Origin of the sequence: Sphingomonas oryzagri (genome assembly GCF_029906645.1) — a bacterium.
GTDB lineage: Bacteria > Pseudomonadota > Alphaproteobacteria > Sphingomonadales > Sphingomonadaceae > Solisphingomonas > Solisphingomonas oryzagri.
Window position 1 is genome coordinate 1,623,430 of record NZ_JARYGZ010000001.1, and the last position, 18,369, is coordinate 1,641,798.

An 18,369-nucleotide genomic window follows, 5' to 3' on the forward strand; every position below is an offset into this window, starting at 1 on the left:
TTCGGTGAACGAACAGCGTAACATGATCACCGCGCTGGTGCTGTCGGCGATCGTATTGCTCGGATGGGCGCTGCTCTCCGACAAGTTCTTCCCGACCGCCAACAAGCCCGCGACGCAGATCGTCAACGGCAAGTCGGTGCCGCTGCCCCAGCCGACGCCGGCCTCCAACGCACCCGCGCAGACGCTCGATCGTGCGAAGGTGCTCGCGCAGACGCCGCGCGTGAAGATCGAGACGCCCAAGCTTGCCGGTTCGATCGACCTGCGCGGCGCCCAGATCGACGACCTCGTGCTCACCACCCAGCGCGAGACGATCGACAAGAATTCGCCGCCGGTCCGCCTGTTCTCGCCGGAAGGCACGCAGGACGCCTATTTCGCCTCGTTCGGCTGGAGCGGCCAGAACATCAGGCTGCCCGACGCCAACACGGTGTGGACGGCCGCCGGCGACGTGCTGGCGCCCGGCAAGCCGGTGACGCTCACCTGGAACAACGAGCAGGGCCAGGCCTTCGCGATCAAGCTGTCGGTGGACGACAACTACCTCTTCACCGTCCAGCAGAGCGTGACCAACGGCACGGGTGCGCCGGTCGCCGCACGCCCCTACAGCCTCGTCTCGCGCGCCGGCCAGTCCAAGGATCCGTCGAGCTGGCAGGTCCATGTCGGCCCGATCGGCGTGATGGGCGGCATCGCCCAGTACAAGACCAACTGGAAGGATCTGGACGAGGCGGGCGCCGCCGGCCAGAAGTTCCAGTCGACCGGCGGCTGGCTCGGTTTCTCCGACAAATATTGGCTGGCGGCGGTGATCCCCGATCCCAAGGCGCAGGTGGACGCGGCCTTTGCGGGCGCTGGCGGTCACTATCAGGCCGAGTTCGCGCCGAACGTCGCGCCGGTCGGTCCGGCGCAGACCGCGACGCAGACCTCCTACCTGTTCGCGGGCGGCAAGGACGCCTCGCTGCTCGACACCTATGACGACAAATACGGCTTCGACAAGCTGGACCACGCCATCGACTGGGGCTGGTTCCGCGTGATCGAAAAGCCGATCTTCTACCTGCTCGACTGGCTGTTCAAGCAGGTCGGAAACTTCGGCGTGGCGATCATGCTGCTCACAGTGATCGTGCGCCTGGTGATGTTCCCGATCGCCCACAAGCAGTTCAAGTCCGGCCAGCAGATGAAGATCGTGCAGCCGAAGATGAAGGCCCTGCAGGAGCGCCACAAGGAGGACAAGCAGCGGCTCCAGGAAGAGATGATGAAGCTCTACCGGGAGGAGAAGATCAACCCGCTCGCCGGCTGCGCTCCGGTGCTGCTGCAGATCCCGATCTTCTTCTCGCTCTACAAGGTGCTGACGCTGACGCTGGAAATGCGCCACCAGCCCTTCATCCTGTGGATCAAGGATCTCTCCGCGCCCGATCCGCTGACGCCGGTCAACCTGTTCGGCTACCTGCCCTTCCAGCCGACCGGCTTCCTGCATCTCTCGGTGCTGGCGATCCTGCTTGGCATCACGATGTGGCTGCAGTTCAAGCTCAACCCGCAGATGAACATGGATCCGGCGCAGAAGCAGATCTTCTCGCTGATGCCGTGGTTCATGATGTTCATCATGTCGCCCTTCGCGGCGGGCCTGCAGGTCTATTACATCCTCTCCAACCTGATCACGGTGGGGCAGATGCAGATGCTCAACCGCAAGATGCCGGCGCCGAAGACGTGAGGGGAGACACGCCCGAGGCGGACGAACGGCTGGAGGCGGGGCGCAAGCTGTTCGCCGGCAAGGTCGAGTTCCTGAAGTCCGCGCCGGAGCTGCGTTTCCTCCCCGATCCCACCGCGCCGGAGGTCGCCTTCGCCGGCCGCTCCAATGTCGGCAAGTCGACGCTGATCAATGCGCTGACCGGCCGCTCCGGCCTCGCGCGCACCTCGAACACGCCGGGGCGCACGCAGGAGCTGAACATCTTCGACGTGGGCGAGCCGATCGCCTTCCGGCTGGTCGACATGCCCGGCTACGGCTTCGCCAAGGCGCCGAAGGACATGGTGAAGCGCTGGAAGTTCCTGGTGAACGACTATCTGCGCGGCCGCGCGGTGCTGGCGCGCGTGCTGGTGCTGATCGATTCGCGCCACGGCATCAAGGATGTCGACCGCGAGATCGTGGAGATGCTCGACAAGGCGGCCGTCTCCTACCAGATCGTCCTCACCAAGTCGGACAAGGTGAAGGCGACCGAACTGGCGGCGGTGACGGCGGCGGTGGAAGCCGAGGCGCGCAAGCACGTCGCCGCGCACCCGGTGATCCTGCCGACATCCAGCGAACTAGGCGGAGGCATTCCCGAGCTACGCGCGGCGGTACTGGACGCGATCAGCGCCTGAGGCCAGTTCTTACTGAACGTCGATATTCAGAAAACTGACGTCGGCACCCGAACAGGACAGTTCCACGCTGTCATGCCCGGTATAGGATATCGGGACGGTCTTCACGCTCGGATTGTTCTTGCCGAACGTCACGGTCATCAGGCCCTTGGGATCGACCTCGATCCTGAAGGTGATCGCCGTATCGAAATAGCTTGCGCGCAGCAGGCTGTCCTCGTCGCGGGTCTTCACATCATATTCGACGTGGTTGGGATTCTGGAAGCCGTAAGCGGCAATGCCGCTGCAATGGCAGTTCCCGTCGGGCGACCCGTCCTGACGAAAGCTGACCTGTGCGATCGAATTCCAGTCGCCACCGAAGTCCCCGCTGTGGAAGGCGATGCGTCCGCTGATCGTGGTGGCCTTGGCGGGGACTGGTATCAGCTTGTTGTCATAGTGGCCGTTGGGCGTGGTGCACCGCCAGGTCTCGTGATCCTGCGCTACGGCCGGCGAGCAGCTCGTGGCGAGCATCAGACTTCCGATCAGCAGCGTGCCCGTCGCGCATCCCTGAGCCGGACCCGAAAACGGCCCCATGACATCATCCCCTGCCTGAACCCCGGAGCAGATGTGGAGCGGCGGCGCCTAAGGAAGATTTAATGCGGCTGTCATCGCGGGACGCTCGGGTTGACCTCGCGCGCGCCGCCCCGCACAACGCCGCCCATGCTCAAGCTCATCATCGGCAACAAGGCTTATTCCAGCTGGTCCATGCGCGGCTGGATGGCGGTGAAGCAGTCGGGTCTCCCGTTCGAGGAGATCGTCGTTCCGCTCTACGACGCCGATTGGGACAAGCGCCGCGAGGGCGACGAATTCGCCCCCTCCTCCGGCAAGGTACCGATCCTGTGGGACGGCGAGACGGTGGTGTGGGATTCGCTCGCCATCATCGAATGGCTGGCCGATCGGGTGGGCCGCGAAAAGTTCTGGCCGGCGGACGACAGCGCGCGCGGCATGGCGCGATCGATGGCGGCGGAGATGCACTCCAGCTTCGCCGCACTGCGCCGCGAATGTTCGATGAACATCCGCCAGCGCTTTCCGGACTATAAGCCCTCCGCCGCGGTGGAGGCCGATCTCGCCCGCCTGTACGAACTCTGGGCACAGGCCCGCGCGCGGTTCGGCACGGGCGGCGAGTTCCTGTTCGGGGAATTCAGCGCCGCCGACATCATGTTCGCACCGGTCTGCACGCGGATCGTCACCTACCAGTTGCCGCTGCCGCGCTTCGCCATCCCCTACATGCAGGCGATGTTCCTGCATCCGTTCATGCAGGAATGGATCGGCGGCGCGCAGGCCGAGGATTGGGTGATCGAGAAGTTCGAGACGCTGCCGACCGCCTAAAGGCCCCTCCCTGGAAGGGCGGGAGAACGCTCAATACGGCGTGCCATCCTTGTGGAAATAGCGCGGGCCCTCCGCCCTGAGGTCGATATCCGGATAATGGCAGGGGCTGGTCTCGGGCATGCCGACCACCACGAAGGTCGCGCCCTCCGGCCCGCCAATCAGATGATGGCCGTTGCGATCCATCTTGGGAAAGGCCGCGCAATCGCCGGCTTTCAGCACCGTCTCGCCATTATCGTCGATCAGCGTCGCCGAGCCTGACGTCATGACGAGAAATTCGTCCTCCCGCTCATGCCAGTGGCGCTGGCTGGACCAGGCGCCGGGCGGCAGGACGACGTGGTTCGCCTCGAAATCGGTGATCGCGCCGGCCCGCGCCAGCGAGCGATAGACCCGCCCATGTCCACCGAGATTGTAGGGATCGGGATAATCGCTGCCCGTCTTGCCCTCGATAGCGTCGATGTCGATCTTCGGCATCCTTCTCCCTCCGTTGTCATCGCGAGGCGCGAAGCGCCGTGGCGATCCACCCGCCACCGCAATGGATTGCTTCGCTGCGCTCGCAATGATGAGGGCAGTCTAGGCAAATCCACCCCACCAGCCTAACGCCAAGCCCATGACCGGTCCAATCGATCCCGTGGCGCTGACCGCCGACCTGATCCGCTGCCCCAGCGTCACCCCCGCCGATGCGGGCGCGCAGGATGTGCTCACGCAGGCGCTGGAGCGGCAAGGCTTCACCGTCCACCGCTTCACCAGCGGAGAGGCGCCGCACGGACCGGTGGAGAATCTGGTTGCGATACGGGGCCATGGCGCGCCACACTTCGCCTTCGCGGGCCACAGCGACGTCGTGCCCGCCGGCGAGGGCTGGACGGCGGGCGCCTTCGAGCCCGAAATTCGCGGCGACCTGCTCTACGGGCGCGGCGCGGTCGACATGAAGGGCGCGATCGCCGCCTTCATCGCCGCCGCCGGACGGGTGCAGGATCACAGGGGCACGCTCAGCCTGCTGATCACCGGCGACGAGGAAGGCCCCGCCATCCACGGCACCCGCGCGATCATCGACTGGATGGACGCGCGCGGCATCCGGCCGGACATGGTGCTGGTCGGCGAGCCGACCTCCGACGTGCGGCTCGGCGACACGATCAAGATCGGCCGGCGCGGATCGATCAACGCCTGGATCGAGGTGCCTGGCACGCAGGGCCACGTCGCCTACCCCCACCTCGCCGACAATCCGATGACGCGGCTGGTCCGCATCCTCGATCGGCTGCAGCGCTGGCACCTCGACGACGGCAATGCCTGGTTCCAGCCTTCCAACCTCGAAGTCACCGACATCGAGGTCGCGAGCGGCGCCACCAACATCATCCCCGGTACGGCGCGCGCGCGGCTCAACATCCGTTTCAACGACGAGCAGCAAGGCGCTGCTCTGGAGGCCGAAATCCGCCGCATCGCGGCCGAGGAAGCACCGCGCGCGACCGTCGAGGCGATGATCTCGGGCGAGGCCTTCCTCACCGAGCCGGGCGTGCTGTCCTCGCTGGTTTCGGACGCGATCCGCGCCGTGACCGGGGCGGAAGCGGCCTATTCGACCACCGGCGGCACCTCCGACGCCCGTTTCCTCTCTCAGATCGCCCCGACCGTGGAGTTCGGCCTCCCCAACGCGACCATGCACAAGCTCGACGAAGCGGCAGCAGTGGAGGATTTGCGCGTGTTGGCAGATATTTACGAGGCAGTGTTGAAATCAGTTTTCGGAAAAGGCCTCTAGCTCAATTGCCCCGGCCGATAACGAGATGACATCTCCCGATTGCATCTCGATCCTCAGACCGATCGGACCTGCGTCATCGCTCGTTGGTCCATCGACGCTATTGATGGACTGACTTTTCCCCCACGGCGCCAATCTCGGGATTGTCAGTTCGCTCACCGCCGAAGCCAAGAGACGCCTCGGCCCGGTTCCGTCGCGAAGATGGATCGTGACCGACCCGGTAATCCAATCAAGCTTGATCGTCGTGAGCGACCAATCGTGCATATCTGGAAGCTGCATTACGCTCGCCATCAGCCCCGCACCCGCTTCAGCACCACATACAGCGCCCCCGCCCCGCCGTGCCTTGGGTGGGCGTTCCGCACCGCCGCGATGTGGCTGGCGTGGCGGGCGTGGTGGAGCCAGTCGCCGATCGAGGCGCGGATCACGCCGCGTAAGGGGTTGTCCAGGCGGCTGCGGCCCGGCGGCGGCGGGCGCCCCGTCACCAGCAGGATCAGCCGCGCCTGCATCGCCACCGCGCGGGTGAGGCCTGCCTCCAGCTCGGCATGGGCAGCCGACAGGGTAAAGCCGTGGAGATCGATGGTGAGATCGGGCGCCACGAGACCACGCGCGAGCTTGCGGTCCCAGGAGGCGTCGAGAGTGTTGGCGGGCGGTTTGGCGACCACAACCCGCGATCCGTTCGATAGTCCGGAACCGCTCGCCACTCCCACCCCGTTCGTCCTGAGCGAAGTCGAAGGACGGGCAGCGGGCGGTGTGCTCGCGGCCCGTCCTTCGACAGGCTCAGGACGAACGGGGTTCTGCTTGGCTGCTGTCGACAGCAGGGAGGCTCGCCGCCCCTTGAGCGGCCTCACATCCTCCACGACACGTTGCCAGAGGGCTTCACCCTCCGCCGGGTCAGGCCTGCGGGATCTGCCCGGCACCGGCCAGCCTCGCGATCGTGCCGGCGGGCAGCAGGACATAGGCCGATCCGTGCGCCGACATGCCGCCGGCGATGCGCGCCGCGTCTGCACCCGCGCCCCAGAAGGTGTCGAAGCGGTTGGCGCCCTTGATCGCGCCGCCGGTATCCTGCGCGACCCATAGCCCCGCCGCCTCGGCCCGCTCGGGCGCCAGCCACACCGGCGCGCCGAGCGGCGTGAAGGCGGGGTCCGCCGCCACCGACACGCGGCCCGTCACCGGCACGCCCAGCGCGCCGACCGGGGGCGTGTTGAGATATTTGAAGAACACGAAACTACGGTTCTGGTCCATCACCGCATCGGCCTGATCGGGGTGCGACCGCAGCCAGCCGACGATCCCCTGCATCGAGGCCTGCCCCGGTTGCAGCATCCCCTGCGCCAACATCCACTTGCCGATGCCGGTATAAGGCTGGCCGTTCTGCCCGGCATAGCCGATGCGCACGATGCTGCCGTCGGGCTGGCGAAGCTGCCCCGATCCCTGGATCTGCAGGAAGAAGAAATCGATCTTGTCGGCCGCATAGCCGATGATCGGCGCGTGGCCGTTGATCGCGCCGCCCTGGATCTGGCTGCGATCCGGATAGGGGACGAGCTTGCCGTTCTGCACCTTGCCCCGGATCGTCTTGCCCTTGAGTTCGGGCATGAACTGGCCGAGATCGGCGCTCACCATGTCATCGGGCGGGCCGTAGATCGGCACGTCGTAGCCAAGCTGCGGCGTGGTCGATCCCTGGATCTGCGGCTCGTAATAGCCGGTGGCGTAGAGCGCCCCCTGCCCGATCCTGGCCGTCTCGAAATAGCGCTGGAAGAAACTCACCCCCTGCCCCTGCGGCCAGCTCGCGGCGGCGGTGCAGGCGGGTTGCCAGTCGGCGGCGGTGGTGAGGCCGCTGCCGTCGGCACGCTTGAGCAACGCGGCGCAGGACGAGCGGAACGCCGCCAGCACCGTATCCGCCTTGGCCGGATCGATCGCCAGCGAGGCGACGGCCGGCCCGCGCGTCACGCCCGCGAGAATCGCGGTCTTGGCGGTGGTCGGGACATAGGGCTGCGAGGGCTTCGACGGCGGAGGTGGAGGCAAATTCCGCGCCTCCCGCCCCTGCGGCCCCACGCACGAGGCCAGCGCCAGCGAGGAGACGGTCGCCGCCGCCAGCGCGCGGAGCCTCATGCGGCCTCGTCGGTCTCGATCAGGATCCAGTTGGGGTCGTCGGCCTTCACGTGGCGGCTGAACGTCCAGAGGTCGTGAGTCTGCACCGCATCGCTCAGCGAGCCGGCGACGACATGGCCCTCTGCATCGCGCGTCACGGCGGCGATGTCGGCGTCGAAACGGACGGTGACGATCGCCATCTGGCCGCCCATGCCGGCATGATCGATCATCGAGCGCTCGATCGAGACGAGCTTGTTCTCCAGCGTCTCGCCGGCCGCCTTGCGCGCCGCGATCGACTCGGCGAACGCGTCGTACACCTCGTCATCGACCAGCTTACGCAGTTCGGCCTCGTCGCCGCGCCAGAAGGCCTCCAGCGTCATGCGATAGGCCGAGCGCGCGCCATCGAGGAAGGTCGCGACATCGAAATGCGGATCGGCGGCAACGATCTGGCGCACGCCATCGAGCGCCTGCGGATCGATCATCGCGGCGACGGCGCCCATCGGCTCGGCCTTGGCGGCCGGCTGCTGCTCGATCTGCGGGCGCGCGATCAGCGGCGCCTGCTGCATGTCGGCGGGCTTGACGATCGGCTGCTCGTGGCCGGTACGGCGCCCCAGCACGGCGTAGAGCCGGAAGGCGACGAACAGGGCAACGCAGGCCAGAATGATGATCTCGGGCACCTAACCTCCACGGCTGAGGCAAGCGAAACGCCCCAGCCTCCGCATGAGTTGCCTTGATACATAGATGAGGTGGCGCGCAGTTTCAAATCCTGCACATCCCGCCCCTGCAACCATTGCCCTCGTTTCCGGCGGCTGCTAGTCGCCGCCCGATCCGTCGCGCGGGTGTCCGTGCGGCTCCAGCGACTTGAGGATATGCCCGATGGCCGAGAACGAGGCCCCCGATTTCCTGACCGTGCCCAACGCCAATGGCGAGGACAGCCAGCCGCAGGTCGGCATGATCGCGCAGTACGTGAAGGACTTCTCGTTCGAGAATCCGAACGCGCCGGCCGTCTACAACTGGCAGAACCAGCCGCAGATCGACGTGCAGTTCAACATCGGCACCCAGCAGGTCGCCGAGAACGTGCACGAAACCGCGCTGAAGATCGAGGTGACGGCCAAGGCGGCCGAGGGCGTCGCCTTCCAGCTCGAGCTGCTCTACGGCGGTCTCTTCGCGCTGCAGAACATCCCGGCCGATGCGCTCCAGCCCTTCCTGCTCGGCGAGGCCCCGCGCCTGCTCTTCCCGTTCGCTCGCCGCGTGGTGGCCGATGCGGTGCGCGACGGCGGCTTCCCGCCGCTGATGCTCGATCCGATCGACTTCAACGCGCTCTTCTACGCCCAGCTGCAGCAGCAGGGCGGCCTGATGGGCGAGCCGGCCGGCCAGGCCTGAGCCTGACAACGGGCCGGGGGCGCGGGGCGTGAGCCTCGTCAAGAACACCGCGACGATCGGCGGGCTGACCCTGGTCAGCCGCGTCCTCGGCTTCGTGCGCGATCAGCTGATGGCGCATTTCGTCGGCGCGGGCTTCGCGTCCGACGCGTTCCTCGTCGCGTGGCGCCTGCCCAACCTGTTCCGCGCCCTGTTCGCAGAGGGCGCCTTCTCCGCCGCCTTCGTGCCGATGTTCAATCGCGTCGTCGGCCAGGGCGATGCGGAAGGACGCGACGGCCTCGCGGAAGGGCTGAGCTTCGCCGAGAACGTACTCTCGGTGCTGTTCCCCTTCCTCGCCCTGTTCACCACGTTGATGGTCGCCTTCCCGCGCCCGATCGTGTGGCTGATCACCCTGGGTTTCAAACATGGCGGCGGGCCGGAGAAATTCGATCTCGCCGTTCACCTGACGCAGATCACCTTCCCCTATCTGGGGCTGATCAGCCTCGTCTCGCTGCTCGGCGGGATCATGAATTCGCTCAACCGCTTCTGGGTGAACGCGGCGGCGCCGATCCTGCTCAACATCTGCATGATCGGGGCTTTGCTCTTCTTCCGGGGCCATGACGGCATCTCCACCGCCCACACGCAGGCGATCGCGGTGACCGTATCGGGCGTGGCGCAGCTCGGCTGGCTGATCCTCGCGGCGCGCGCGGCGGGCGTGAAGCTGAAGCTCAAGCGGCCGACGCTCAATCCCGAAGTGAAGAAGCTGCTGGCGATCATCTGGCCCGCCGCGATCGGCGCGGGCGCGGTGCAGTTCAACCTGCTCGTCATTACCATGCTCGCGGCCAGCCAGCTCGGCCAGGGCGCGGTTTCCTACATCTATTATGCGGACCGGCTGAACCAGCTGCCGCTCGCGCTGGTCGGCATCGGCGTCGGCACCGCGATCCTGCCGGTGATCTCGCGCCAGATCGGCGCAGGCGACGAAAATTCCGCGATCCACACCCAGAACCGCGCGATCGAGCTGTCGCTGCTGCTCACGCTGCCGGCCACCGCCGGGCTGATGCTGGGCGCGCGGACGCTGATCGCGGCCCTGCTGCAGACCGGCGCCTTCACCGCGCACGACACCGCGGCCTCGGCCGCCGTGCTGACCGCCTTCTCCTGCGGCCTGCCCGCCTACATCCTGATCAAGGTGTTCACGCCGGGCTTCTACGCGCGCGGCGACACGAAGGCGCCGGTGCGCATCGCGATGACCGAGATGGCGTGCAACATGGCGCTCAACCTGTTCTTCGTGTTCGGCACCAACCTCTCCTACGTCGGCCTCGCCATTTCGGGCGCGAGCTGCGCGTGGATCAATGTCGGGCTGCTCTACTGGGTGCTGCACCGGCGCGGGCAGTTCACCGTCGACGCACAGCTGAAGCGCCGCGCGGTGCGGCTGTTGCTGGCGACGCTGGCGATGGCGGCGTTGCTGCTGTTCCTCGATCCGCTCACCGCCGCGCATGCGAGCGGGACGATCGTCCAGCGGATCGGCGCGCTGCTGCTGTTGATCGTACCGGCGGGCGCCTGCTATTTCGGCTGCGCCTTCCTGTTCGGCGCGTTCGACTGGCGCGAGACGAAGGCCCTGCTGAGGCGGCGGCGCGGCTGAGGCGGCCGGCGGCGGTTATCATCACCGCCAGAATCGTCATCGCGAGCCGCGAAGCGGCGTGGCGATCCACGGCTGCGGGTAGATTGCTTCGTACGCTCGCAATGACGGGAATTGGTGGATTGCAGACCGGCTGCTTCGTATTAAAAAATGGAGGAAGTGGTCGCTGCTCACTGGGTAGCGAAGGCGAATGAACCTTGATACCGATCGACGTCACCTGTGTGAGAAGCAAATGTCCGCGCACAAACTTCACGTCTTGTTTAGCCCATCGGCTGCGGGAACACTGAAACAAGCGCTTCAGATAATGGGCAGATCAGACGAAGTCCTATGTTTGTTTGACAATTTTAGTTTTGGTCCGATTGCGACGGATGATGCCAACGCCCGCACCAAGTGGGTCGAGAAACATCTCGGCTATTCAGACGACGATGACGTCGCTGGCGACGTTGTCAGCTTTATGGCGGCATTTGAAACCCTGGCTCTGCCGATCACTGCATGGGTCTCGAAGCGGGAAACCATGACCTATGCTGGGTTTTTGTGGTGGCTATCCCACTTAGGAAATGCCCCGGTCTCCGTCGTCGAGTTGGAGGAACTCTCGATTACCAATGCCGAAGGCATGATAAAGTTCGTTGATCGGGCGGTCCCACTGCTAGATGAGAGGCGACAAAAATATCGAGCGCGATGGGAGGAATTAAAATTGGAGAACGCGCCTCTCCGGGTGATTGCCGGCACAGATTTGATTTCCGCAGAGCTCGACTACTTTGATGGCCGCTTGTTAGGTCATGCGACGTATGAATGGCAGAAGATGGCGTTTATCGTCGCTCGTCTGCTCTTTGAGTTTATGGAGACTGGGGTCTACCAGACCGGCGATCTTGTTCTCGGTGCTCGTCTCGCTGATCTCGCTGAGGCGGGCAAGTTGGAATGGCGAGGTGATCTCTCGCACATGCGGCGTTGTGAATTGCGCCTACCGGCTGCCCGGTGACGTCCATCGGCAATGACCGGTTATCGGCTTCATCCAAAAATCGGCAGAACGTCCGCGAGTAGGGCGCTAGCCGCCACCCTTCCCATGTAGGATTTCGCATGACACAGGGGTGGCGATGGCCACCGTCACCCCTCCAGAAGACCACCACCCAGCCCCCAAGAGCAGCCTCCGATTTCGGGCGTCATTGCTGTCAAAGTTGTCAACTTCACCCCTCGCCTTTCCCCCTGAACCCTCGCGGCTTGACGCGCACCGCCTCGCGGCCCAAGGGGCGCGACCATGAGCAAGCGTGTCGTCTCGGGCATCCAGCCCACCGGAAACCTTCATCTCGGCAACTATCTGGGCGCGATCCGCAACTGGGTGCGGATGCAGGACGAGGTGGCGGCGGACGGCGGCGACTGCTTCTTCTTCCTCGCCGATCTCCACGCGATCACCGTGCATAACGATCCGAAGGAGCTGGCCGGCAACGTCCGCCAGATGGCCGCCGCGCTGATCGCGGCGGGGATCGATCCGGAACGCTCGACGCTGTTCAACCAGGCCGCCGTCCCCGCCCATGCGGAGCTGGCCTGGCTGCTCGCCGGCACCGCGCGGATCGGCTGGCTGAACCGGATGACCCAGTTCAAGGACAAGGCCGGCAAGAACCGCGAGGGCGCCTCGGTCGGCCTGTTCACCTATCCTGTGCTGATGGCCGCCGACGTGCTGGTCTACCGCACCACCCATGTTCCGGTGGGCGAGGACCAGAAGCAGCATCTGGAGCTGGCGCGCGACATCGCGACCAAGTTCAACCTCGATTTCGGCACCGATCTGTTCACTCTGCCCGAGCCGATGATCCCGCCAACCGCCGCGCGGATCATGTCGCTGCGCGACGGCAATGCGAAGATGAGCAAGTCCGATCCGTCCGAGCAGAGCCGCATCCACCTGACCGACGATGCCGACACGATCGCCGCCAAGATCCGCAAGGCCAAGACCGATCCGGAGCCGCTGCCCGCCGATCCGGCCGTGCTGGCGGAGCGTCCCGAGGCGCGGAACCTCGTCAGCATCTATGCTGCGATCTCGGACGAGAGCACGGAGCAGGTGCTGGCACGATTCGCGGGGCAGGGCTTCGGCGCGTTCAAGCCGGCGCTGGCCGAATTGCTGGTCGAGACGCTGCGCCCGATCACCGCGCGCCTTGCCGAGCTGGAGCGCGACCCCGCCGAGCTGGACCGCATCCTCGCCCACGGCGCCGCCAAGGCGCGCGCCGCGGCCGAGCCGGTACTGGCGGGCGCCTATGCCGCATTGGGGCTGACACGAGAAACTCGGTGACACGCGCATGCGTTCAACGCATATTCAGCACGCTTGGCGGAGGAGTGGCCGTCACGTCCTGACATGCGGAATCCTCCGCGCACGAGGCACGTCCATGACCATGAAACGCCTGTTGCTTTCCATCGCCGCCCCCATCGCCCTGCTGGGCGTGTCGGGTTGCGCCACCAATTTCCAGGCGAACGTCCAGCGTTTCCAGCGGCTTCCCGCGCCGCAGGGCCAGACGTTCCGTATCGAGGCTTCCGATCCGCACAATCGCGGCGGACTCGAATTCGCGACCTACGCGCGCGACGTCGCCGCGCACCTGACCCAGGTCGGCTATCATGAAACCGCCGACGGCAGCCCGGCCGACATGATCGTGCAGGTCGGCTACGGCGTCGATCACGGCCAGCAGAAGGTCACCACCACGCCGGGCGGCTTCAACTGCGGCCTCGGCGGCTGGGGCGGCCCCGGTTGGGGCGGCGGCTGGGGCGGTCGCTGGGGCGGCTGGGGCTGGGGTCGCGGCTGGGGCTATGGCTGGGGCGATCCGTGGGGCCCGTGGGGCTGCCCGGATGTCGAGAGCTACACCATCTATTCGAGCTATCTCGGCATGACGATCACCCGTGCGGACGGCGAGCGTCTGTTCGAGGGCCGCGCCCGCGCCCATTCGGTGACCGACGATCTGACGCAGATCGTGCCGAACCTGATCGACGCGATGTTCACCGGCTTCCCCGGCAATTCCGGCCAGGACATCAAGATCACCATTCCGCCGCGCCAGAAGCCCAAGGCCTGAGCGACGCGGCAACCATCGAAGGCGCCGGACCGACGGTCCGGCGCCTTTCGCTTGCGCTAGGACATGGGCGCCGGATCGCGCTCGGCCTCGTGACGGCCATCTGGCTGCTGCTGCTCCACATGCTGCTGCTGGGATCGGCTCCGCCGCTCGTCCGCCACGTGCGGCTGCATATGGCCGACTGGCCGGCAGGTGCCGCGCCGATGCGGATCGCGCTCCTCTCCGATTTCCATGTCGCGATGCCTGGCGACAGCGCCACGCATCTCGCCCATGTGGTCGAGAGCGTGAACGGATCGCACCCGGACCTCGTCCTGCTGGCCGGGGATTTCCTTTCGACCGGAACGCTCTTCGTGAAGTCGGCAGACGTGCGGGACGCGATCGCCCCGCTGGCGGCTTTCCACGCGCCGTCGGGGGTGTTCGCCGTCCTCGGCAATCACGACGAGGGTGCTCGGGCGGCACTCCAGGCCGCACTCGCGACATCGCGGGTCGCCCTGCTGCACAATGCCGCTGTTCGACGCGGCCCGCTGACAATCGTCGGGATCGACGGCGTGCTGACGGCCCGATCACGGATGCGCGCGCCGTTCAGCGGCTTCAGCCACCTGGCCGGCCCGAAGCTCGTCTTCACACACACGCCGGACAATGTGCCGCAGGTCGATCGATCGTTCAGGCTGCTGCTGGCCGGCCATACCCATTGCGGGCAGATCGCGCCCTGGCCGATCGGGCCGATCCTGACCGCATCCGCCACCGGGCGGCGTTACGCGTGCGGGGTGATCCGGGAACCGGATCGGCTGACCATCGTCACCGCCGGGCTGGGCACGAGCAGCCTTCCGGTGCGCCTCGGCGCGACACCGGATTACTGGCTGATCGATCTGGGGCGTTAGGCCTCGAGCTGGCGGAGCAGCAGCCGCACGTCGGCGTCCAGCTCGGCATCCGCCTTGCGCAGCTTCTCGATCTGGCGGACGGCATGGATCACCGTGGTGTGATCGCGCCCGCCGAAGCGGCGGCCGATCTCGGGCAGCGAGCGCGGCGTCAGCTGCTTCGCCAGATACATCGCGATCTGGCGCGGCCGGGCGACTTCGCGCGCGCGGCGGGCCGAGGTCATCTCGGCCTGGCGGATGCGGAAGTGATCGGAGACCTTGCGCTGGATCTCGTCGATCGTGATGCGGCGCTGGTGGGCGCGCAGCACGTCGGTCAGCGTTTCTTCCACGAAGGCGACGTCGATCGGCCGGTTGTTGAGCATCGCATAGGCGATGACCCGGTTGAGCGCGCCTTCCAGCTCGCGCACGTTCGACGCGATCCGCTTGGCGAGGAAGAGCTGAACGTCCTGCGGCACGTTCACGTGCGGCATCGATTCCAGCTTGCGCTGGATGATGTTGAGCCGCAGCTCGAAATCGGCCGGGTTGACGTCGGCGACGAGGCCCCAGGACAGGCGCGAGAGGATGCGCGCCTCGATGCCCTCGAGATCCTGCGGGCTGCGATCGGCGGTGATCACCAGCCGCTTACCGGCCGAGATGATCTCGTTCATCGTGTGGAAGAATTCCTCCTGCGTGGAATCCTTGCCGGCGATGAACTGCACGTCGTCGATCATCAGCAGGTCGGCCGAGCGCAGACGCTGCTTGAAGTTATGCGTGTCCTTGGCGCGCAGCGCGCCGACGAACTCGAACATGAACTTCTCGGCCGACATGTAGACGATCTTCGCCTTCGGCACGCGCCTACGATATTCGTGGCCGATCGCGTGCATCAGGTGCGTCTTGCCGAGGCCCGTGCCGCCATGGAGGAAGAGCGGGTTGAAGGTGAGCGCCCCACCTTCCGCGACGGTGCGCGCCGCGTTGTAGGCGACCTCGTTGGGCTTGCCGGTGACGAAGCTGTCGAAGGTGTAGCGGCCCTCGAGCTGGATGCCCTCGACGGTGCCGGTCGGCTCCTCGGCGGCGTTCGATTCGGGGGCAGGCTCGGGCGTGGCGACGGGAGCCACGGTGAACAGCGCCGGCTTCAGCGAATCGATGCCGGCGGTGACGATCACGCGGCGAACCTGCGGCAGATGCGCGCGCCACGCATGAAGCAGGCGCTCGGCATAATGGGTCTCGACCCAGTTCGCCATGAACTCGGAGGGCAGCGCGATACGGACCGCACCCTCGTCCTCGTCGAATCCGGCGAGGCGGGACGGCTTCAGCCAATTGTCGAAGGTCCGCGCGCCGCAATCACGGCGCAGGCCGGTGCGGATCGATTCCCACGCCAGTTCGATCGGATCGTCGATCGTGACGTGCATCGTTCCCGCCGCTCCCACTGCCTGATTCACGCAAATCTCCCCCGCGCCCGGAAATGCCTTCCCGAGCCGCTCAAGACAAAGTTTTCCCGTTGCCGGAGACACCCCCGCGCGCCGGCCACCGGATTGTTACAAAACCCTGATCCCCGCCGGAGTGTCGAAGCGATTCGACGTCGCCGGGAAAGCCTTTTTAGGTAGTGCGAAGGGGCGCGATCAAGCGAAGAACCGTCATTCGACTGAAATATACATGCTTGACACGCAAACCCGCCGGATTCGTCCAAAGCGCCCGTTTTTTCGCGGTTTTCAGGGCGTTAATCTTTCCGATCCGAAACGGTGACAGCGCGAATCGTGGGAAAAGCTGGACTTTTGATTGTCACGCTTCCGTCATGCAAAAGGCCCGCCGATCGGGTGATCGGCGGGCCTTTGCTACCAACGTGAAACAGAAGGGATCAGCCGAGCGCGGCGACCGCCTTCGTCAGACGCGAGAACTTGCGGGCGACGGTGTTCTTGTGGAGAACGCCCTTCGACACGCCACGCTGCATTTCCGGCTGCGCGGCCTTCAGCGCCTCGGCGGCGACAGTCTTGTCACCCGACGCGATCGCGGCCTCGACCTTCTTCACGAAGGTGCGGATGCGGCTCACCCGGTTACCGTTGATAACCTTGCGACGCTCGTTGCGACGGATCCGCTTCTTGGCCTGCGGCGTGTTCGCCATGTGTGTCCTCGAACCTGCTCAAATGGGATGGCGGCGTGGGGCACCCCGCGCCGGGAAGGCGTGCCCTCTACGCAGGTCGGGGGGATTCGTCAACCGCCTGCCCGCACTATCTCTGGCAGGCCCGACAATAGAAGGTGGAGCGGCCCGAATCCACGCGCCGCGTCACCACACCCTTGCCGCACGGGCACGGTTCCCCTTCCCGCCCGTAGACGCGGAACTGCTTGGAGAAATAGCCCAGCTCGCCATCCGGCCGGGCATAGTCGCGCAGCGTCGATCCACCGGCCGCGATCGCCTCGGTCAGCACCTGCCGCGCCGCCTCGACCAGCAGGGTGCGCTTCGGACCCGTCAGCCTGCCCGCTTCGCGTGTCGGCGCGATGCGCGCGATGTTGAGCGCCTCGCACACATAGATGTTGCCCAGCCCCGCCACGATCCGCTGATCGAGCAGCATCGCCTTGATCGGCGCGATCCGGCCCTTGAGCGCGTCGCCCAATTGCGCGGCGTTGAAATCGGCCGATAGCGGCTCCGGCCCCAGCGCCTTGAACGGCGCCCAGTCCGGCAGCGCCTCAGTGGCCATCAGATCGACCGAGCCGAAGCGGCGCGGGTCCATCAGCGACAGCCGCCGCCCCTCGTCCGTCTCGACGACGAGATGGTCATGCGTGCCGATTTCCTCGGGATCGACCCGCCATCGCCCCGACATGCCGAGATGGAACACCATCGTGTCGCCGCGATCGGTGTGGACGAGGCCGTATTTGGCGCGCCGCCCCAATCCCGTCACCCGCGCGCCGGTCATCCGCTGGCGCAGATCGTGCGGGAAGGCGCGGCGCAGATCGGCGCGGCGCGGCTCGACGCGAGTCAGCACGCGGCCGGCGAGCACGCTCTCCAGCCCGCGCACGGTGGTTTCGACTTCGGGAAGTTCTGGCATATCGACACGGAGAGCTAGGATCGAATTGCGCCCTCCACAAGCGGCGGCTAAGCGCTTCGCCATGAGCAGCGATACCGTCTCGTTCGGCTACAGCGAGGTAGCCCCCGAAGAAAAGACCCGCATGGTGGGCGACGTCTTCGCCAAGGTGGCCAAGCGCTACGACATCATGAACGACGCGATGTCGGGCGGCCTGCACCGGCTGTGGAAGGATCAGTTCGTCGCCCGCGTGAAACCGCGCGAAGGCGAGCAGATTCTCGACATGGCGGGCGGCACCGGCGACATCGCCTTCCGCATGGCGCGCAAGGGCGCCGAAATCACCGTTTCGGACATCAATCCGAACATGCTCGAGGTCGGCATGGAGCGGGCAAGCAAGAAGGGCATCGAGGGCCTGATCTGGTCCGAGCAGAATGCCGAGACGCTCTCCTTCGCCGACAAGGCGTTCGACGCCTACACCATCGCCTTCGGCATCCGGAACGTGACCGACATCCCCAAGGCGCTCGGCGAGGCGCATCGCGTGCTGAAGCGCGGCGGGCGCTTCTACTGCCTCGAATTCTCGACCACGACCTGGCCGGGCTTCAAGGAGGTGTACGACGCTTACTCGCACAAGCTGGTGCCTCAGCTCGGCAAGCTGATCGCCGATGACGAGGACAGCTACCGCTATCTGATCGAATCGATCCGCCGCTTCCCCGACATGCCCACCTTCAAGGCGATGATCGGCGAAGCCGGTTTCGTGAACGCGAAGGTCGAACCGATCCTCGGCGGGCTCGTGGCGATCCACAGCGGCTGGAAGATTTGATGGGCATTTTGATCCTCCCCGCGCATCGCGGGGGGAGGGGGACCATGCGAAGCATGGTGGAGGGGCCGCCGACGCAGTCGGCGGTGTACCACCGCCGCCCCT

20 protein-coding genes are annotated in these 18,369 nt (G+C 66.1%); 11 read left to right on the forward strand and 9 right to left on the reverse strand.

The features are described from left to right. Positions 1–4 precede the first annotated feature (4 nt). Together yidC and yihA are read left to right on the forward strand one after the other, a co-directional pair. The gene (gene yidC / locus QGN17_RS07930; RefSeq protein ID WP_281043939.1) at positions 5–1,696 is read left to right on the forward strand and encodes a membrane protein insertase YidC; all 1,692 of its coding nucleotides are present in this window, start codon (positions 5–7) and stop codon (positions 1,694–1,696) included. Continuing rightward, entirely contained in the window at positions 1,693–2,343 is a 651-nt protein-coding gene (gene yihA / locus QGN17_RS07935; RefSeq protein WP_281043940.1) for a ribosome biogenesis GTP-binding protein YihA/YsxC, read from the forward strand. The genes yidC and yihA overlap by 4 nt, the downstream gene beginning before the upstream one ends. Before the next feature lie 9 nt (positions 2,344–2,352). Here yihA and QGN17_RS07940 read toward each other — a convergent pair whose 3' ends face one another. Beyond that, positions 2,353–2,910, reverse strand: coding sequence for a hypothetical protein (locus tag QGN17_RS07940; RefSeq protein WP_281043941.1), 558 nt, complete (start codon positions 2,908–2,910; stop codon positions 2,353–2,355). A 126-nt stretch (positions 2,911–3,036) separates the two neighbouring features. On the opposite strand from QGN17_RS07940, the gene QGN17_RS07945 reads away from it, so the two are divergent. Then, positions 3,037–3,705 (forward strand): glutathione S-transferase family protein, encoded by a 669-nt coding sequence (locus tag QGN17_RS07945; RefSeq protein ID WP_281043942.1) that lies wholly within the window; start codon positions 3,037–3,039, stop codon positions 3,703–3,705. A 30-nt stretch (positions 3,706–3,735) separates the two neighbouring features. Here QGN17_RS07945 and QGN17_RS07950 read toward each other — a convergent pair whose 3' ends face one another. After that, positions 3,736–4,176, reverse strand: a complete 441-nt coding sequence (locus QGN17_RS07950; protein WP_281043943.1) for a cupin domain-containing protein — start codon at positions 4,174–4,176, stop codon at positions 3,736–3,738. A gap of 136 nt (positions 4,177–4,312) precedes the next feature. Between QGN17_RS07950 and dapE the strand changes: the two genes are divergently transcribed. Further along, complete coding sequence (gene dapE, locus QGN17_RS07955) at positions 4,313–5,452, forward strand: succinyl-diaminopimelate desuccinylase (protein ID WP_281043944.1); 1,140 nt, start codon at positions 4,313–4,315, stop codon at positions 5,450–5,452. Here dapE and QGN17_RS07960 read toward each other — a convergent pair. From QGN17_RS07960 to QGN17_RS07975, 4 genes are all read right to left on the reverse strand, one after another. Beyond that, positions 5,429–5,740, reverse strand: a complete 312-nt coding sequence (locus tag QGN17_RS07960) for a hypothetical protein (RefSeq protein ID WP_281043945.1) — start codon at positions 5,738–5,740, stop codon at positions 5,429–5,431. The genes dapE and QGN17_RS07960 overlap by 24 nt on opposite strands. After that, positions 5,740–6,150, reverse strand: a complete 411-nt coding sequence (locus QGN17_RS20885) for a Smr/MutS family protein (RefSeq protein WP_313790155.1) — start codon at positions 6,148–6,150, stop codon at positions 5,740–5,742. The genes QGN17_RS07960 and QGN17_RS20885 overlap by 1 nt, the downstream gene beginning before the upstream one ends. A 190-nt stretch (positions 6,151–6,340) precedes the next feature. After that, on the reverse strand, positions 6,341–7,555 hold the full coding sequence (mltA, locus tag QGN17_RS07970) for a murein transglycosylase A (protein ID WP_281043947.1): 1,215 nt from the start codon (positions 7,553–7,555) through the stop codon (positions 6,341–6,343). Next, entirely contained in the window at positions 7,552–8,211 is a 660-nt protein-coding gene (locus tag QGN17_RS07975) for a Tim44/TimA family putative adaptor protein (RefSeq protein ID WP_281043948.1), read from the reverse strand. The genes mltA and QGN17_RS07975 overlap by 4 nt, the downstream gene beginning before the upstream one ends. Before the next feature lie 199 nt (positions 8,212–8,410). Between QGN17_RS07975 and secB the strand changes: the two genes are divergently transcribed. The 6 genes from secB to QGN17_RS08005 all read left to right on the forward strand — a co-directional run bounded on the left by secB (position 8,411) and on the right by QGN17_RS08005 (position 14,454). After that, a complete protein-coding gene (gene secB, locus QGN17_RS07980; RefSeq protein ID WP_281043949.1) occupies positions 8,411–8,917 on the forward strand; it encodes a protein-export chaperone SecB in 507 nt (168 codons plus the stop codon). 28 nt (positions 8,918–8,945) lie between these two features. Further along, entirely contained in the window at positions 8,946–10,532 is a 1,587-nt protein-coding gene (gene murJ, locus QGN17_RS07985; protein WP_281043950.1) for a murein biosynthesis integral membrane protein MurJ, read from the forward strand. Between the two features lie 187 nt (positions 10,533–10,719). After that, positions 10,720–11,508 (forward strand): DUF3658 domain-containing protein, encoded by a 789-nt coding sequence (locus tag QGN17_RS07990; RefSeq protein ID WP_281043951.1) that lies wholly within the window; start codon positions 10,720–10,722, stop codon positions 11,506–11,508. A 276-nt stretch (positions 11,509–11,784) separates the two neighbouring features. Beyond that, positions 11,785–12,807, forward strand: a complete 1,023-nt coding sequence (trpS, locus tag QGN17_RS07995) for a tryptophan--tRNA ligase (RefSeq protein ID WP_281043952.1) — start codon at positions 11,785–11,787, stop codon at positions 12,805–12,807. A gap of 94 nt (positions 12,808–12,901) precedes the next feature. Continuing rightward, positions 12,902–13,576 carry a DUF4136 domain-containing protein gene (locus QGN17_RS08000; protein ID WP_281043953.1) on the forward strand — a complete coding sequence of 225 codons (675 nt, stop codon included), beginning with the start codon at positions 12,902–12,904 and terminating at the stop codon, positions 13,574–13,576. Positions 13,577–13,665: 89 nt separating this feature from the next. Next, the gene (locus QGN17_RS08005) at positions 13,666–14,454 is read left to right on the forward strand and encodes a metallophosphoesterase (RefSeq protein WP_281043954.1); all 789 of its coding nucleotides are present in this window, start codon (positions 13,666–13,668) and stop codon (positions 14,452–14,454) included. Here the strand turns inward: QGN17_RS08005 and dnaA are convergent. From dnaA to mutM, 3 genes are all read right to left on the reverse strand, one after another. Then, complete coding sequence (gene dnaA, locus QGN17_RS08010; protein WP_390902643.1) at positions 14,451–15,869, reverse strand: chromosomal replication initiator protein DnaA; 1,419 nt, start codon at positions 15,867–15,869, stop codon at positions 14,451–14,453. The two genes, QGN17_RS08005 and dnaA, sit on opposite strands and share 4 nt — an antisense overlap. Before the next feature lie 416 nt (positions 15,870–16,285). After that, the gene (gene rpsT / locus QGN17_RS08015; RefSeq protein ID WP_281043955.1) at positions 16,286–16,549 is read right to left on the reverse strand and encodes a 30S ribosomal protein S20; all 264 of its coding nucleotides are present in this window, start codon (positions 16,547–16,549) and stop codon (positions 16,286–16,288) included. Positions 16,550–16,655: 106 nt separating this feature from the next. Further along, complete coding sequence (gene mutM / locus QGN17_RS08020) at positions 16,656–17,471, reverse strand: bifunctional DNA-formamidopyrimidine glycosylase/DNA-(apurinic or apyrimidinic site) lyase (protein WP_281043956.1); 816 nt, start codon at positions 17,469–17,471, stop codon at positions 16,656–16,658. 61 nt (positions 17,472–17,532) lie between these two features. Between mutM and QGN17_RS08025 the strand changes: the two genes are divergently transcribed. Continuing rightward, positions 17,533–18,267 (forward strand): class I SAM-dependent methyltransferase, encoded by a 735-nt coding sequence (locus QGN17_RS08025; protein ID WP_281043957.1) that lies wholly within the window; start codon positions 17,533–17,535, stop codon positions 18,265–18,267. Positions 18,268–18,369: the final 102 nt, after the last annotated feature.

Bases quoted from the DNA above. Each gene is read 5' to 3' on its own strand.
- QGN17_RS07990 (WP_281043951.1), top strand. From the start codon at position 10,720: ATGAACCTTGATACCGATCGACGTCACCTGTGTGAGAAGCAAATGTCC.
- QGN17_RS08000 (WP_281043953.1), top strand. From the start codon at position 12,902: ATGACCATGAAACGCCTGTTGCTTTCCATCGCCGCCCCCATCGCCCTG.
- QGN17_RS07945 (WP_281043942.1), top strand. From the start codon at position 3,037: ATGCTCAAGCTCATCATCGGCAACAAGGCTTATTCCAGCTGGTCCATG.
- dapE (WP_281043944.1), top strand. From the start codon at position 4,313: ATGACCGGTCCAATCGATCCCGTGGCGCTGACCGCCGACCTGATCCGC.
- QGN17_RS07950 (WP_281043943.1), bottom strand. From the start codon at position 4,176: ATGCCGAAGATCGACATCGACGCTATCGAGGGCAAGACGGGCAGCGAT.
- rpsT (WP_281043955.1), bottom strand. From the start codon at position 16,549: ATGGCGAACACGCCGCAGGCCAAGAAGCGGATCCGTCGCAACGAGCGT.
- QGN17_RS08025 (WP_281043957.1), top strand. From the start codon at position 17,533: ATGAGCAGCGATACCGTCTCGTTCGGCTACAGCGAGGTAGCCCCCGAA.
- mltA (WP_281043947.1), bottom strand. From the start codon at position 7,555: ATGAGGCTCCGCGCGCTGGCGGCGGCGACCGTCTCCTCGCTGGCGCTG.
- QGN17_RS07940 (WP_281043941.1), bottom strand. From the start codon at position 2,910: ATGGGGCCGTTTTCGGGTCCGGCTCAGGGATGCGCGACGGGCACGCTG.
- QGN17_RS07960 (WP_281043945.1), bottom strand. From the start codon at position 5,740: ATGGCGAGCGTAATGCAGCTTCCAGATATGCACGATTGGTCGCTCACG.
- secB (WP_281043949.1), top strand. From the start codon at position 8,411: ATGGCCGAGAACGAGGCCCCCGATTTCCTGACCGTGCCCAACGCCAAT.
- trpS (WP_281043952.1), top strand. From the start codon at position 11,785: ATGAGCAAGCGTGTCGTCTCGGGCATCCAGCCCACCGGAAACCTTCAT.
- mutM (WP_281043956.1), bottom strand. From the start codon at position 17,471: ATGCCAGAACTTCCCGAAGTCGAAACCACCGTGCGCGGGCTGGAGAGC.